At 66.9% G+C, this 14,278-nt stretch carries 12 protein-coding genes, 1 tRNA gene and 1 pseudogene; 11 read left to right on the top strand and 3 right to left on the bottom strand.

All coding sequences use genetic code 11. From position 1 onward, the window contains the following. Together AC1D1S_RS17270 and AC1D1S_RS17265 are read left to right on the top strand one after the other, a co-directional pair. On the top strand, positions 1–2,174 hold a 2,174-nt coding region (locus AC1D1S_RS17270), incomplete at its 5' end, for a xanthine dehydrogenase family protein molybdopterin-binding subunit (RefSeq protein ID WP_476995023.1). Between the two features lie 26 nt (positions 2,175–2,200). After that, entirely contained in the window at positions 2,201–3,184 is a 984-nt protein-coding gene (locus tag AC1D1S_RS17265; RefSeq protein WP_476995022.1) for an aldo/keto reductase, read from the top strand. Between the two features lie 93 nt (positions 3,185–3,277). Here the strand turns inward: AC1D1S_RS17265 and AC1D1S_RS17260 are convergent, their stop codons facing one another. After that, positions 3,278–3,802 carry a DUF488 domain-containing protein gene (locus AC1D1S_RS17260; RefSeq protein WP_243180674.1) on the bottom strand — a complete coding sequence of 175 codons (525 nt, stop codon included), beginning with the start codon at positions 3,800–3,802 and terminating at the stop codon, positions 3,278–3,280. A 91-nt stretch (positions 3,803–3,893) separates the two neighbouring features. Here AC1D1S_RS17260 and AC1D1S_RS17255 point away from each other — a divergent pair, with 91 nt between their 5' ends. Further along, positions 3,894–4,541: a uracil-DNA glycosylase gene (locus AC1D1S_RS17255; RefSeq protein ID WP_476995021.1), complete on the top strand. Its 648-nt coding sequence runs from the start codon at positions 3,894–3,896 to the stop codon at positions 4,539–4,541. Here the strand turns inward: AC1D1S_RS17255 and nboR are convergent. Continuing rightward, positions 4,538–5,161, bottom strand: coding sequence for a nicotine blue oxidoreductase (gene nboR, locus AC1D1S_RS17250; protein ID WP_243180676.1), 624 nt, complete (start codon positions 5,159–5,161; stop codon positions 4,538–4,540). The genes AC1D1S_RS17255 and nboR overlap by 4 nt on opposite strands. A 21-nt stretch (positions 5,162–5,182) precedes the next feature. After that, positions 5,183–7,776, bottom strand: a pseudogene (locus tag AC1D1S_RS17245) (pyruvate dehydrogenase (acetyl-transferring), homodimeric type). Between the two features lie 438 nt (positions 7,777–8,214). Here AC1D1S_RS17245 and AC1D1S_RS17240 point away from each other — a divergent pair. From AC1D1S_RS17240 to AC1D1S_RS17205, 8 genes are all read left to right on the top strand, one after another. Further along, the gene (locus AC1D1S_RS17240) at positions 8,215–8,634 is read left to right on the top strand and encodes a DUF3052 domain-containing protein (protein ID WP_018773429.1); all 420 of its coding nucleotides are present in this window, start codon (positions 8,215–8,217) and stop codon (positions 8,632–8,634) included. After that, positions 8,631–9,146, top strand: coding sequence for a peroxiredoxin (locus AC1D1S_RS17235; RefSeq protein ID WP_476995020.1), 516 nt, complete (start codon positions 8,631–8,633; stop codon positions 9,144–9,146). The genes AC1D1S_RS17240 and AC1D1S_RS17235 overlap by 4 nt, the downstream gene beginning before the upstream one ends. 4 nt (positions 9,147–9,150) lie before the next feature. Continuing rightward, positions 9,151–10,083 (top strand): NAD-dependent protein deacetylase, encoded by a 933-nt coding sequence (locus tag AC1D1S_RS17230; RefSeq protein WP_476995019.1) that lies wholly within the window; start codon positions 9,151–9,153, stop codon positions 10,081–10,083. 90 nt (positions 10,084–10,173) lie between these two features. Continuing rightward, positions 10,174–10,249 (top strand) — tRNA-Val (locus AC1D1S_RS17225). A 125-nt stretch (positions 10,250–10,374) separates the two neighbouring features. Then, entirely contained in the window at positions 10,375–10,653 is a 279-nt protein-coding gene (locus AC1D1S_RS17220; protein WP_243177181.1) for a hypothetical protein, read from the top strand. A 247-nt stretch (positions 10,654–10,900) separates the two neighbouring features. Next, positions 10,901–11,731 (top strand): fumarylacetoacetate hydrolase family protein, encoded by an 831-nt coding sequence (locus AC1D1S_RS17215; protein ID WP_243177182.1) that lies wholly within the window; start codon positions 10,901–10,903, stop codon positions 11,729–11,731. 167 nt (positions 11,732–11,898) lie between these two features. Then, entirely contained in the window at positions 11,899–12,696 is a 798-nt protein-coding gene (locus AC1D1S_RS17210; RefSeq protein ID WP_028277808.1) for an IclR family transcriptional regulator, read from the top strand. Between the two features lie 163 nt (positions 12,697–12,859). Beyond that, positions 12,860–14,209: an MFS transporter gene (locus tag AC1D1S_RS17205; RefSeq protein ID WP_476995018.1), complete on the top strand. Its 1,350-nt coding sequence runs from the start codon at positions 12,860–12,862 to the stop codon at positions 14,207–14,209. Positions 14,210–14,278 lie beyond the last annotated feature (69 nt).

Raw genomic sequence — 14,278 nt, 5'->3', positions numbered from 1 at the left:
CCCGGATCCGATCCATCGACGCCGCAGCCGCGCTGGCGATTCCCGGCTTCGCGGCGCTCTTCACCCATGAGGACTCCCCGGCGCCGCTGTGTTCGACCTCGCAGCACGAGCTCTACACGGACGACCCGGACGACACCCGCGTCTTTGACGACGTCGTGCGGTTCACCGGCCAGCGCGTCGCCGCCGTCGTCGCCGGGACGGTGGCGGCGGCGGAGGCAGGCGTGCGGGCCCTGAAGGTCGACTACGAGGTGCTGGATGCGGTCTTTACCCCGGAGAACGCCATGCTCCCCGGCGCCCCCGCCCTCCACGGGGACAAGGACGCAACCACGGCCCGCATCAGCCGGCCGGAGCGGAACGTCGTCGCGGAACTGCATTCCGAGCTCGGCGATATGGCGGCCGGGTTCGCCGCGGCGGACTTCATCCACGAACACACCTACCGGACTCAACGGGTGCAGCACATGGCGCTCGAAACCCATGCCTCCATCGCCTCCATCGGCGGTGACGGGCGGCTGCTGATCCGCACCTCCAGCCAGGTCCCGTTCCTGGTGCGGCGCACCCTGGGGCGCGTGTTCGGCCTGCCGGAAGAGCAGATCCGGGTGGTTGCCGGACGGGTGGGCGGCGGTTTTGGCGGCAAACAAGAGGTGCTCACCGAGGACGTTGTCGCTCTGGCGGCCCTGAAGCTCAACCGCCCCGTGCAGCTTGAATTCACCCGGACCGAACAGTTCACCGCCGCCACCACCAAGCATCCCTTCACCATCCATCTCACGGCCGGCGCCAGCCGCGACGGGAGGCTGACCGCACTGAAGCTGGAGGTGCTCACCAACACCGGTGCCTATGGCAACCACGCCACCGGGGTCATGTTCCACGGCTGCGGCGAGTCGTTGGCGGTGTACAAGTGCGCCAACAAGAAAGTGGACGCCCACGCCGTGTACACCAACACCGTGCCGTCCGGTGCCTTCCGCGGCTACGGGCTCAGCCAGATGATCTTCGCGATCGAATCCGGCATCGACGAGCTCGCGGCAGCGATCGGCATGAACCCCCTGGAGTTCCGCCGCCGGAACATGGTCCGGGAAGGCGACGACATGCTGTCCATCCGCGACGAGCCCCAGGAAGATGTCCGCTACGGAAGCTACGGCCTGGACCAGTGCACGAAGCTGGTAGAGGACGCCCTGGCCCGTGGACGGGAACGCTGCCGCGCGGCCGGCCTCGACAGCCCGGGACCGGACTGGGTGGTCGGGGAGGGGACTGCCCTGTCCATGATCGACACCGTCCCGCCACGCGGCCACTATGCCCACTCCAGGCTCCGGCTCCTGCCCGACGGGACCTACGCCGCCGACGTCGGGACGGCAGAATTTGGCAACGGCACCACCACCGTCCACGCGCAGCTCGCGGCCACCGCGCTGTCCACCTCCGCCGCCCGCGTCACCCTCCGGCAGTCCGACACCGACCTCGTGGACCACGATTCGGGCGCGTTCGGATCTGCCGGCACCGTGGTGGCCGGCAAAGCGACGCTGGCCGCCGCAGAGGACCTCGCCCTCCGCATCCGCGCCTTCGCCGCCGGCCTCCGCCGCGTGCCGCCCTCCGGCTGCGTCCTGGACGGGGACGCCGTGGTCTGCGAGGGAACCCGGGTGCCCCTGACGGATATTTACGACGCCGCTGAGCAGGCCGGCGTCGAGCTCGCCGCCGAGGGGCGTTGCGGCGGGACGCCGCGCTCGGTGGCGTTCAATGTCCAGGGCTTCCGGGTGGYGGTGAACACCGGGACGGGGGAGCTGCGGATCCTGCAGAGCGTGCAGGCGGCCGATGCCGGCGTGGTGGTCAACCCGCGCCAGTGCCGCGGCCAGATCGAAGGCGGGATCGCGCAGGCCCTCGGCTCTGCGCTCTACGAGGAGGTCACAGTGGACGACGCCGGCCGCGTCACCACCGACGTCCTGCGGCAGTACCACGTCCCCTCCTTCGCCGACGTGCCGCGCAGCGAGGTGTACTTCGCCGACACCAGCGACAAGCTGGGCCCGCTGGGCGCGAAGTCGATGAGCGAGAGCCCGTTCAACCCGGTGGCGCCGGCGCTCGCGAACGCCATCCGGAACGCCACCGGCGTGAGGTTTTCCGAGCTGCCCATCTCCCGGGACAAGATTTACCTGGCCCTGAAGGAGGCGGGGCTGGTTCCCCCGCTTTGAGGCCGTTAACGGCCTATAGTCGGACGATGGAACAACGAATCTTGGGCAAAACCGGACGAAACGTCTCCACCGTCGGGCTGGGGACCTGGCAGCTCGGCGCGGACTGGGGCAACGTGGACCCCGCGCAGGCGCAGGCCATCCTGGCGGCCTCCGCCGAAGCGGGCGTCACGTTCTTCGACACCGCGGACGTCTATGGCGACGGCCGCAGCGAGCAGGCCATCGGCGCGTTCCTCGCGGACAACCCCGGTCTGGACATCACGGTGGCCACCAAGATGGGCCGGCGGGTGGAGCAGCGGCCGGAGAACTACAACCTCGCCAACTTCCGCGAATGGACGGACCGGTCGCGGCGCAACCTGGGCGTCGAGCAGCTGGATCTGGTCCAGCTGCACTGCCCGCCCACCGCCGTGTACGGCAACGACGAGGTCTACGACGCGCTGGACACGCTCGTGGCCGAGGGCGCCATCCGGAACTACGGCGTCAGTGTGGAGCGGACCGAGGAAGCCCTCGAGGCCATGCGCCACGAAGGCACCGCCACCGTGCAGATCATCCTCAACGCCTTCCGGCTCAAGCCGCTGGACAAGGTGCTGCCCGCGGCTGAGGCCGCCGGCGTGGGCATCATCGCCCGCGTCCCGCTCGCCTCCGGGCTGCTCTCCGGAAAATACACTGCGGACACGACCTTCGCCGAGGACGACCACCGGAACTATAACCGCACCGGCTCAGCGTTCGACGTCGGGGAGACCTTCTCCGGCGTGGACTTCGGCCAGGGCCTCAAAGCGGTGGCCGAGTTCGAGGAACTGGTGCCCGACGGCGTCAGCACCGCCCAGGCGGCCATCGCCTGGATCGCGGCGCAGGACGGCGTCAGCACGGTGATCCCGGGCGCGCGGAACGTGGACCAGGCGCGCGCCAACGCCGCCGCGGCGGATGTCAGCGGCATTGACGCCACCTTCGACGTCGGCGTCCGCGAAATCTATGACCGCTACTTCCGCGAATCGATCCACCCCCGCTGGTAGACCCTCCTCAAACCAATGCAAGGTCAGAAACGGCCCATGGCGGCGTGGTTCAGGGCCGTAGCTGACCTCGCGTTGTGGTTGGCGTAGCCGACGTTAGGCCGGCGGGTACCACACCCGCTTCCCCTCAACGCGGGCGAAGGAAGTCAGGGTGTGGGGTTTCGCGGACTTTTCCGTCATGATGTCCAGCACCCCGACATTCCGGACCAGGAGCGCGTCACCGATCAGCGAGCGGTGGCAGCGCCACGGGACGGCTTCCGCGCACATGATTGCCGAATCGTTGGCCCGCCCGCGGTCCAGCAGCTGGTCGATGGCCGCGGAGAATTCTTCGGTCTGCATGTAGTCCGCATATCCCCGAAACGACGCGTTGCGCCAGGCGCCGTTGGGGCTGTCCTTCCGGGCGTGCCGCAGACCACCGAGGGATTCCATTCGCCGGTAGGTGATTCCGCTGGCCCGCACGCTCGCGGCCAGCGCGTCCCCGTTGAACTGTGGATTGTGGCGCGACTTCGGGACGGTGCGCACGTCGATCAGCTTCTTGACGCCGTGGGCCTGCAGGATGCCGATGAATTCGCCAATGGGATGAGTGGAGTGCCCCACCGTGAAGATGGTCATGTCCGTCATCCCCCCATGCTAAAGCGGCTCGCCTGCGCCGACGGTGTAGCGGCCCGGATATTCTGGAGGACCTACCGGCTGTCAACGAAACGGGTACGGAATGACTTCATCCTCCATCGATGGCTTTGTTGACCGTCTTGCGGCCGTGGCAACAGGACCCGGGTGCAACAACTTCTTCGATCACACCGCGCCGGGAAATGCGCAGCGCCGGCGGAACCTGGCCATCTACCTGCGGGAGATGCAGGACCGCGACCCCAAGGTCCTGCTCGTGGGGGAAGCCCCCGGTTATAGGGGCATGAGGATCACCGGGGTTCCCTTCACGAACCGCACCATGTTCGAGGGCCCAGCCAACGAGTTTGGGCTTTTCGGGCCGGGGAAGGGCTACGTGCTCCCGGCGGAAGCTGCGGGAATCGCTGCGGAGCCGACGGCCACGGTGATGTGGCAGGTGCTGGCCGAGCTGGAATTCCTGCCCCTGCTGTGGAGCGCCTGCCCGTGGCACACCCACGTGCCCGGGCGGCCGCTGTCCAACCGCACGCCAAAGGCTTCCGAGGCTGCGCTGGGAACTCCGTTTTGGCAGGCGCTCGCTGAGGCGTTCCGCATCGATACCGTGGTGGCCGTGGGCAACGTGGCCTACCGCAGCCTGCAGCGCAGCGGCATGGACGTGCCGAAAATCAGGCACCCGGCGCACGGCGGCCGGTCCGGGTTCAAGCGTGGACTGCAGGAGCTGCTGACCCCGCGTTGTTATTAATCGAGGAGGTGGAGCTGTTCGGGGGAGTCGAGGTCCTCGCCGTTGGAGAGGTCGCTGCAATCCACCAGATCAACCAGGTCCGGGTGGGCCCGCAGGAAATGCCGGGCGCCGGCGTCGCCCGTAGCGGTTTCCGCGGCTTCGGTTCGAAGACCGGCATCGAGCAGCAGCGGGTGTCCCCGCTGCAGTTTCCCGTCCGCGTCGCGGTAGGCGGCCGCCGTCACCCGGCCTGGCCGGTGGGACCCCAGCAGCCGGGTGACGGTCTTTTTGGTCAGGCCGGGCTCGTCCACCAGCGCAATGAGCACATGGTCCTCCGGGGCCGCAGCGGTGATACCGGCCCGGAACGAGCTGCCCATCCCGCTGGCCCAGTGCGGGTTGTCGATGACCCGGTGCCGGCCGAGTTCGGTGGCGGCGCGGACCCTTGCCGCATCCGCGCCAAGCACCACCACCACCTCCCGGCAGCCGCCCGATAGCAGCACGTCAGCGAGCACTTCGACCAGCGTGCGGCCGCGGAGGGGGAGCAATGCCTTCGGCCCGAGCCCCAGCCGCGTCCCGGCTCCGGCGGCCAGCAGCACCGCCGTCGTGCCGCCGGATCCGGTGCCGTGCGCTCTGCTGTCGCTCATCTGCCCACCATAACGCGCTTCTCAGGCGTCGCCGCCCGCTCCGCCGGTGGTCCCGGCGGTGACGTCCAGGAGCTTGTAGCGGTCTATCGCGTAGGCGGGCACCCCGCCGTCGACCTCTCCGCGCGAGGCCAGCAGCTGGAGGGTCTTCACTACAATCGAGTGCGTGTCGTTCTTGAAGAAACGGCGGGCCGCGGCGCGGGTGTCGGAGAAGCCGAAGCCGTCCGCGCCGAGCGAGGCGAACTGGTGCGGCAGGAACTGCCGGATCTGGTCCGGCACGGCCTTCATGTAGTCGGTGACCGCCACGACCGGCCCGGTGGCACCGGCGAGCTGCTGGGCCACGAACGGGACGCGGGCGGGCTGGCCGGGGTTGAGGAAGGCCTCTTCCTCGGCGGCCATGGCGTCGCGGCGGAGTTCGGTCCAGGAGGTCACGGACCAGACGTCCGCCGAGACGCCCCAGTCCTCGGCGAGGATCCGCTGGGCTTCGAGGGCCCACGGAACGGACACGCCGGAGGCCAGGATCTGGCTTTTAGGCCCGTCAAAGTCCGACGCCGACACCCGGTAGATGCCTTTCAGGACACCGTTGACGTCGAGGTTTTCGGGTTCGGCCGGCTGCACGATCGGCTCGTTGTACACCGTGAGGTAGTACATCAGGTTCCGCGACGGATCGTTGCCGGCAATTTCTTTCCCGGCTTCGCCGCGCCCATACATCCGCTCCAGGCCGTCCCGGATGATGTGGCCCATTTCGTACCCGAACGCCGGGTCGTAGGTGATGACGGCCGGGTTGGTTGCCGCCAGGATCGGGGAGTGCCCGTCGGCATGCTGCAGGCCTTCGCCGGTCAGCGTGGTGCGTCCTGCCGTGGCGCCGATGATGAACCCGCGGGTCATCTGGTCGGCGGCCGCCCAGAAGGAATCGCCGGTGCGCTGGAAGCCGAACATCGAGTAGAAGACGTAGACCGGCACGAGCGGTTCGCCGTGCGTGGCGTAGGACGTTCCGGCGGCGGTGAAGGCCGCCACCGCCCCGGCTTCATTGATGCCCGGGTGGATCAGCTGGCCCTGGGCCGATTCCTTATAGGCAAGGACGAGCTCCCGGTCCACGGAGAGGTAGCCCTGGCCGTCCGGGTTGTAGATCTTCGCCGTCGGGAAGAACGCGTCCATGCCGAATGTCGCCGCTCGGGGACGAAGCCGCCGAGTTGCTTGCGGCGGTCCATCAGGTACTGGATCTCGGGGGAGTCCATGCCGGGGTGGTAGTACGGCGGCCGGTAGAGGTCCGCTTCGAGCTGGTCGTCCGTGATCGGGATGCGCAGGTGGTCGCGGAAGGCCTTGAGGTCCGCGAGGGTGAGCTTCTTCATCTGGTGGGTCGCGTTGCGGCCCTCGAAGTGGGTGCCCAGGCCGTAGCCCTTGACCGTGTGCGCCAGGATGACCGTGGGCTTGCCCTTGAACTCGGTCGCGGCCTTGTAGGCGGCGTAGACCTTGTTGTAGTCGTGRCCGCCGCGCTTGAGGTTCCAGATCTGGTCGTCGGTCAGGTCCTGGACCATTTCCTTGGTCTGCGGGGTCTTGCCGAAGAAATGCTCGCGGACGAACGCGCCGGACTCGGCCTTGTACGTCTGGTAGTCCCCGTCGACGGTCTCGTTCATGATCTTCACGAGCGAGCCGTCCTCGTCCTTGGCCAGCAGGTCATCCCACTCCCGGCCCCAGACGACCTTGATGACGTTCCAGCCGGCACCGCGGAAGAACGCTTCGAGTTCCTGCATGATCTTGCCGTTGCCGCGGACGGGACCGTCGAGGCGCTGGAGGTTGCAGTTGATCACGAAGTTGAGGTTATCGAGCTTGTCGTTGGCCGCGAGCTGGAGCAGGCCGCGGGACTCGGGCTCGTCCATTTCGCCGTCGCCCAGGAACGCCCAGACCTGCTGGTCCGAGGTGTCYTTGATGCCGCGGTTGTGCAGGTACCGGTTGGACTGGGCCTGGTAGATGGCGTTCATCGGGCCGATGCCCATCGAGACGGTGGGGAATTCCCAGAACTCCGGCATCAGGCGCGGGTGCGGATAGGAGGACAGGGCGTGCCCTTCCTTGGACTTCTCCTGCCGGAACCCGTCCAGGTCCTCCTCGGAGAGCCGGCCTTCCATGAAGGCACGGGCGTACATGCCGGGCGAGGCGTGGCCCTGGAAGAARACCTGGTCGCCGCCGCYGGGGTGGTCCTTGCCGCGGAAGAAGTGGTTGAAGCCGACCTCGTACAGGGTCGCGGCRCCGGCGTAGGTGGAGATGTGGCCGCCGACGCCGATGTCCGCCCGCTGMGCCCGGTGCACCATCACMGCGGCATTCCAGCGCAGCCAGGCACGGTATTTGCGTTCGATCTCCTCATCSCCRGGGAATGCCGCTTCCTGGTCGACCGGGATGGTGTTGACGTAGTCCGTGGTGGTGACCATCGGAACACCCACGGACTGCGCGCCGGCCCGCTGGAGCAGGCTTCGCATAATGTACTGGGCACGTTCGGTGCCTTGTTCCTGAATCAGGGTATCCAGGGACTCCAGCCACTCGGCGGTCTCTTCCGGATCACGATCAGGCAGCTGGTTTGTCAACCCGCTGAGGATATGGGAGGTATCTTCTCCTGCAGCCACGTCCAACCTCTCTTTGAGCGCATCTATCGGCACCCTCAGCTCCGGGCAGGGTGACTGCCTGGCGTGAACGCGACGTGTGCGACATATCGGTTACATCAGCCCGGTCGTATGCGCCGGGCAAGGTCCAATCACGGTACGCCTGCCTGTGTATTAGCCGGGCGGTTGCCCGCGCAGGCGTAGTCGTCATCAGCCACTCTAGCCGTGCGGGCTGATGGATGCGTAGCCGCCCTATGGACCCGTCCCCGTATTTCACGGGCATACTGGTTGTGTGACGAAGCGCTGCCCGGCAGCCTCCGGATCGGCCTGTGTGACGCAGAATATGGCGGATCGCGGTGCCAACAGCTTGAAGCGAGAGCTCAAAGGGTGTTGGCTTGGAGTAATGGAAATCACTAGTGCCATTGAAAACATGAAGCAATTCAAAAAGCATAGGAGCAACACGTGAGCGAGGCCGACGCCGCCACTTCGGTAAATGTGGCGGAGAAACTGGGTTTCAAAGACGGGGACCTGATTCAGGAATTCGGTTATGACGACGATGTCGACTTCGACTTGCGGGACGATATCGAAGATCTCACGGGCTCTGAGCTTCTCGATGAGGACGATCACGAGGTGGTCGATGCCGCCATTCTCTGGTGGCGGGCAGGTGACGGAGACCTTGTGGACACGCTGGTCGATTCGCTGACCACTCTCACCGAGGGCGGCGTTGTCTGGGTCCTGACTCCCAAGTCCGGCCGGGACGGCTACGTCTCGCCCGCGGACATCCAGGACGCCGCGCCCACCGCAGGGCTCCACTACACCACCTCCGCCGGCGTCTCGAAGGACTGGAGCGCCACCCGGTTGGTCACGCGGAAGAACAAGTGACCCAAGCGGTCCAGCGCGAGGCCTCCGGGCCGGGCTCCGCCGTGAGTCCCGTTCCCGGCGTCGGCGATCCCGCACCGGATTTCGAGCTCGCCAATCAATTCGGCGAACCGGTGCGCCTCTCGGACTTCCGCGGCCGCAACGTCGCCATAGTCTTCTACCCGTTTGCCTTCTCCGGGATCTGCACCGGGGAACTCTGCGAAATCCGGGACAACTTGGCACTGTTCGAGGATGCCGACGCCGTCGTGCTGGCAGTCTCGGTGGACAGCAAATTCGCCCAGCGTGCCTATGCCGAAAAGGAAGGCTACGGCTTCGATCTGCTGGCCGACTTCTGGCCGCACGGCGCCGTGGCCTCGGCTTACGGTGTGTTCGACCCTGACAGCGGCATGGCGCTGCGCGGCACCTTCATCATCGACGCTGCGGGAATCGTCCGCTACGTCGTGGTGAATCCGCGCGGCCAGGCCCGCGACTTCGGCGAATACCGGGCGGCCCTCACAGGACTCGGCGGGAGCTGATCCGGTGAGGCAGCGGCGGCCAGGAATCGGCATGACCGGGTTTGCCAGCCTCCCGCCGGTTACGGCCGCCGGGAGCGCCGCGGAACTCCAGCGCACCGAATTGGAGGCCCTGCAAGACATCCACGGAATCCTGTCCGGGGAGCAGTTCGCCGTGCTGACAGGCGCCGGCCTGAGTACGGATTCAGGCATCCCCGACTACCGCGGGCCCGGCGCCGCACCGCGGACCCCCATGACCTACCAGGAATTCATCGGCGAGCCGGGAAACCGGCAGCGCTACTGGGCCCGCAACCACATCGGCTGGTCACATCTGCGCAGGGCGGATCCGAACGATGGCCATGCCGCTGTAGCCCGGCTGGAGCAACGGGGGCTTCTCACCGGCCTCATCACACAAAACGTGGACCGGCTCCACGAGGACGCCGGCAGCGTCAACGTCGTGGACCTGCACGGCCGGTTCGACCAGGTGGTGTGCCTGGACTGCCACCGGCGGTTCAGCCGCCGGATGCTGGCCGGTGTCCTGGAAGAACTCAACCCCGGGTTCCTGGAACGGGCACAGGCGGCMGGGGTGGTTGAAATGGCGCCGGACGCCGATGCCGCCGTCGAGGACACCGAACTGATTGGATCGTTCATCGTCGCCCGTTGTCCGGCCTGCGGCGGCACCCTAAAACCGGACTTCGTGTACTTCGGGGAAAACGTGCCCAAGGACCGGGTGGAGCGCTCGTACGCCATGGTCGACGCCGCCCGGGCGCTCCTGGTGGCCGGCTCGTCGCTCACCGTGATGAGCGGCCTGCGTTTTGTCCGCCATGCGGCGAAGCAGGGCAAAGCCGTGGTCATCATCAACAGGGGACCGACCCGCGGGGACGGCCTCGCCACCATCAAGCTGGAGGCAGGCGTCAGCGGGGCCTTGACCTGGCTCGCCGCCGAGCTGCCGCCCCTGTAGCGACGGCCGGGCCGATTGGCGCTTGGCCGGTGACATCCGGTACAGTAGCTGTTCGTTGGTTGAAGCGCTGAGGCGCGGATGCCGCGGTTTGGGTCTTTAGCTCAGCTGGTAGAGCGCCACGTTTACACCGTGGATGTCATCGGTTCGATCCCGGTAGGACCCACCACAGAAAACCCCGCTTTTCCGGACCACGCGGTCCGGAAGGGCGGGGTTTGTGCGTTCCGGCGGGGGATGCTGTGCGCCCCGAAAATGTCAGGGCTCCGCCCTACTGTGACGGGCATGGAACACGTGATGGTGAAAACAGGCCCGGACGGGCGGCCCCTGGCGGTAGTGCGCGGGGGCAGGGAATGGTTGATCGGGGCCGAGCCCGTGCGTTGGTTCGAGCGGGTCAGCTGGTGGGAGGCCGAGCGCCGGATGCCCAAGGGCCTGAGCCGCGTGGACGTCGAAGTCTGGCAGGTCCAGGCGAAGCTCGGCCGCAACCGCGGATCTGCCCTGACCACCATGGAACTGATCCGGGACGGCCTCGGTGGGGGCTGGCGGCTGCGGGGGGCCGTTGCGGACGCCGCGTAGGCTGCCTGCGCGGGCAACAATCGCCCGGCCCGGCCAGCTCAAAAGGGGACCCCGGACCCTGGTATCACCCGGGCATTGGAAAAGCCTTCCACCGCGACTATTGGGGGATGCCGCGGTGGAAGGCTTGTAATGAATATACCGTGAACGCTTGGAAATGTGAAACACCGGCGGGGTTTCTGCGCGCCAGAATTACGCCACTCGATGGCCTAATCGCGGGCCCCGGGAGTCCGCCGCCTAGGATGTTTTCATGACCGCTACGAGTGCCCGCCGAATCGCCAGAGTCCGCCCGCTTTCCCCGGCTGCCGCGGACGAATACTTCTTCGTCGCCAACGACGCAGCGGACTTTGGCAGTGCGGCGGGCAGGGCGTGGACGGTGACACCCTCTCCGTTCCCGGGTTCTGCCGCCAATGCCGGCAGCCTGCCCCGCAGCGGTTGGGGGGCCGGCGCGACGGTGGAGGAAGCGTCGTTCACGTTCCTCGCGCCCTGTGTCCCGGCCAACGTCCTGGGCATGGCGCACAATACCGGTGCCGCCGGTCGCGGGCTTCCGCCGCAGGCCTTCCACAAGGCGTCCACCAGCGTGGTCGGCCCGGGGGACGCGGTTGAACTCCGGCCGGGCGTGGGGCGCGTCGAGCCGGAGGCCGAACTGACCCTCGTCATCGGGAGCAGGGCCCGCGGACTGACGCCCGGCAACGCCATGGGCGCGGTCCTGGGCTACACCATAGGAAATGACGTCTCCGCCAGGAATCTGCAGGAATCCGATGAGCTGTGGATCAGCGCCAAGAGCCAGGACACGTTCACGCCCGTGGGGCCCTGGATCGTCACGGACCTGAACGGTGACGACCTGGCGATCGGCATCAAACACAATGGTCGGGAACTCCAGGCAGCCAGCTCCGCCGACCTTGGCTGGAAAGTGGAGGAAATCCTCACCTATCTCACTTCCTTCATGACTCTTCACCCGGGTGACCTGGTGCTGACGGGATTCCCCGCCGAGTGTGCGCCGATCGTCCCCGGCGACACCGTCACGTGCCACATTGCCGGCATCGGCGAGCTGACGAACCCCGTGGTGTCTGCCGCCTAAGGGGCCGGCGGTCCCCGACGAGGCCCGCCGACAGGGGAGCAATGGATGCACGGGCTTTGCCGGTCCCGGTTTGAGGCGCCAGACATTATGATGGTTAGTGTTCAGCTGACTGGACGGCATTCGAACGAGTGGCGCGGCGACTTGCGCGCGATACCTGAAGGAGAATCATGGCCGATTCCCGAGTTTCCCGACCCTCCGACGGATTGGGGAGCGCGTCACCCGCACCGGCTGTCACCCGTGCCGCCGCCGTGCTGGAAGCCCTGGCGGCATCCGCGACCGGACGCCTCACGCTCAGTGACCTGTCCCGGGAACTGGGAATCCCTAAGTCCTCCACCTCCAACCTCCTGCTCGCGCTCGAGGAGGCGAGGCTTATCAGCCGCCAGGGCGCGGAGTTCACCCTCGGCCGGAAGCTGGTTGAGCTGGGTGCTGCCTACCTCAGCCGCCTCGACGAGGTCCAGGAGTTCTACCGCTTCTGTGAACAGGCCCCGACACTCTCGGGAGAGACGGTCCGGATCGCCATGCTGGACGGAACAAATGTCATCTACCTCGCCCGCTACGAAGGGCACCCGGCGGTGCGCCTGACGTCCAATATCGGCGACAAGATGCCTGTGTCCCTCTGTGCCGTGGGCAAGGCCCTGATCGCGCGGCTGCATGATCACGACGTCGACGAGATGTTTCCCGACGACGCGACTCTTCCGGTCCTGACGCCGAAGTCGCTGCGCACGGGTGCCGAGCTCAAGGCGCAGCTCACGCTCATCCGGGAGCAGGGGTATGCGTTCGAGGACGAGGAATCCACCACCGGCGTCGTGTGCCTGGCCGTCGCCGTCCCGACCCGGGGCGCACACGGGCCCAGCCTCGGCCTTTCGGTCACCGCGCTGAAGGCGACTTACTCGCAGGAGCAGGGCGCCATGATGGTGAAGGAACTCCAGGACCTCGCCCGGTCCCTCGGCAATCCCATGGGCTAGGGGCCAGCGCTGCTGAGCGTTTCGGGACGTCCGGAATAAATCTGATTATTCATTGGCTAGGCGATCACTATGCTGTACTCTGTTCAGCATAGTGATCGACTCCTTGGGGTTGCTCACACCCACCAGACCAACGGGGGTCTGGAGTGTTCTTGAGGGAGTGCTTGTGACAACTAGTACTAATACACCGCTCGCTGAAGCGGACGGCGCCGTCGTCGATCCGGAACAGCTGCGACGGGCAACGCTTGCCAGCTCTGTGGGCTCCGCGCTGGAGTACTACGACTTCTACATCTACGGGCTGGCCTCCGCCCTGATCTTTGGCCCGCTGTTCTTCAAGCCGCTCGGCGAGGACGGGGCCCTGATTGCATCCTTCGCCACGTACGGTGTGGGCTTCGCGGCCCGGCCCTTCGGCGGGATGGTCTTCGGCTACATCGGCGACCGGTTCGGCCGCAAGATGGTCCTGATCCTCACCATCGGCCTGATGGGGACCGCCAGCTTCGCCATCGGCCTGCTGCCGACGTACGAACAGGCCGGCATGCTCGGCGCCGTTCTTCTGGTGACGCTGCGCATCCTGCAGGGACTGGGTGCCGGCGCTGACCAGGCCGGCGCCACCACGCTGATTTCCGAAGTCGCGCCGCGCCGCCGTCGTGGCTTCTTCGCTTCGCTCCCGTTCGTCGGCATCCAGCTGGGAACCCTGCTCGGCGCCGGAACGTTCGCGCTCATTGCCATGGCAGACAAGGCCGTCCTGGAGGGCTGGCTGTGGCGGGTGCCCTTCCTGGCCAGCGTGCTCCTGGTTGTGGTGGCCATCTTCATCCGGCTCCGGCTGAAGGAAACGCCCGTCTTCCAGGAACTGGAAAAGCACAAGAATGTGGTCAAGAACCCCATCGGCCAGCTGTGGAAGCACTCGAAGAAGAACGTGCTGATCGGCATCGGCCTGCGGATGGGCGAAAACGGCAATTCCTCGATCTACTCCGCCCTGCTCATCGCGTTCCTGGCGGCCAAGGACGGCGTTTTTCCCGGCGACAAGTTCATCGGTCCGGTCGGCCTGCTCATCGCCGCGGGCTTCGCGGCCGTCATGGTGATCACTTTCGGTGCGCTGTCCGACAGGTTCGGCCGGGTGCCGGTCTACCGCTACGGTGCACTGTTCCAGGCGCTCATCGCGCTTCCGGCGTTCTACCTGGTGACGCTGGGCAATGTCACGCTGGTCTGGATTGTCATGGTGGTGGGCATCGCCCTCGGCGTTCAGTCCATGCTCGGCCCGCAGTGCCCGCTGCTGCCTGAACTCTTCGGCTCGCAGTACCGCTTCACCGGCGTGGCCATGAGCCGGGAGCTCTCCGCCGTCCTGGCCGGCGGCCTGGTCCCGCTGGTCGGCGCCGCGCTRCTGGCCGCCACGGACCATTCCTGGCTGGTGCTCGCCATCTACTCGCTGGTCCTGGCGCTGATCTCGTTCGTCACCACCTTCTTCACGCCCGAGACGGTGGGACGCGACCTTCTCCTGACGGAGGATGCGCACTAGGCGGTATCCGGGCAGCAGACGCTCCGTCCGAGCAGCACAGGCCGTGGCCCCTTCCACCCAGGAAGGGGC

It is taken from the genome of Arthrobacter sp. P1_A5 (genome assembly GCF_056406825.1).
The sequence above is the reverse complement of the archived record's forward strand: the minus strand, read 5'-3'. Positions and strand labels throughout refer to the sequence as shown.

Bases quoted from the DNA above. Each gene is read 5' to 3' on its own strand.
- AC1D1S_RS17210 (WP_028277808.1), top strand. From the start codon at position 11,899: ATGGCCGATTCCCGAGTTTCCCGACCCTCCGACGGATTGGGGAGCGCG.
- AC1D1S_RS17215 (WP_243177182.1), top strand. From the start codon at position 10,901: ATGACCGCTACGAGTGCCCGCCGAATCGCCAGAGTCCGCCCGCTTTCC.
- nboR (WP_243180676.1), bottom strand. From the start codon at position 5,161: ATGAGCGACAGCAGAGCGCACGGCACCGGATCCGGCGGCACGACGGCG.
- AC1D1S_RS17220 (WP_243177181.1), top strand. From the start codon at position 10,375: ATGGTGAAAACAGGCCCGGACGGGCGGCCCCTGGCGGTAGTGCGCGGG.
- AC1D1S_RS17260 (WP_243180674.1), bottom strand. From the start codon at position 3,802: ATGACGGACATGACCATCTTCACGGTGGGGCACTCCACTCATCCCATT.
- AC1D1S_RS17265 (WP_476995022.1), top strand. From the start codon at position 2,201: ATGGAACAACGAATCTTGGGCAAAACCGGACGAAACGTCTCCACCGTC.
- AC1D1S_RS17255 (WP_476995021.1), top strand. From the start codon at position 3,894: ATGACTTCATCCTCCATCGATGGCTTTGTTGACCGTCTTGCGGCCGTG.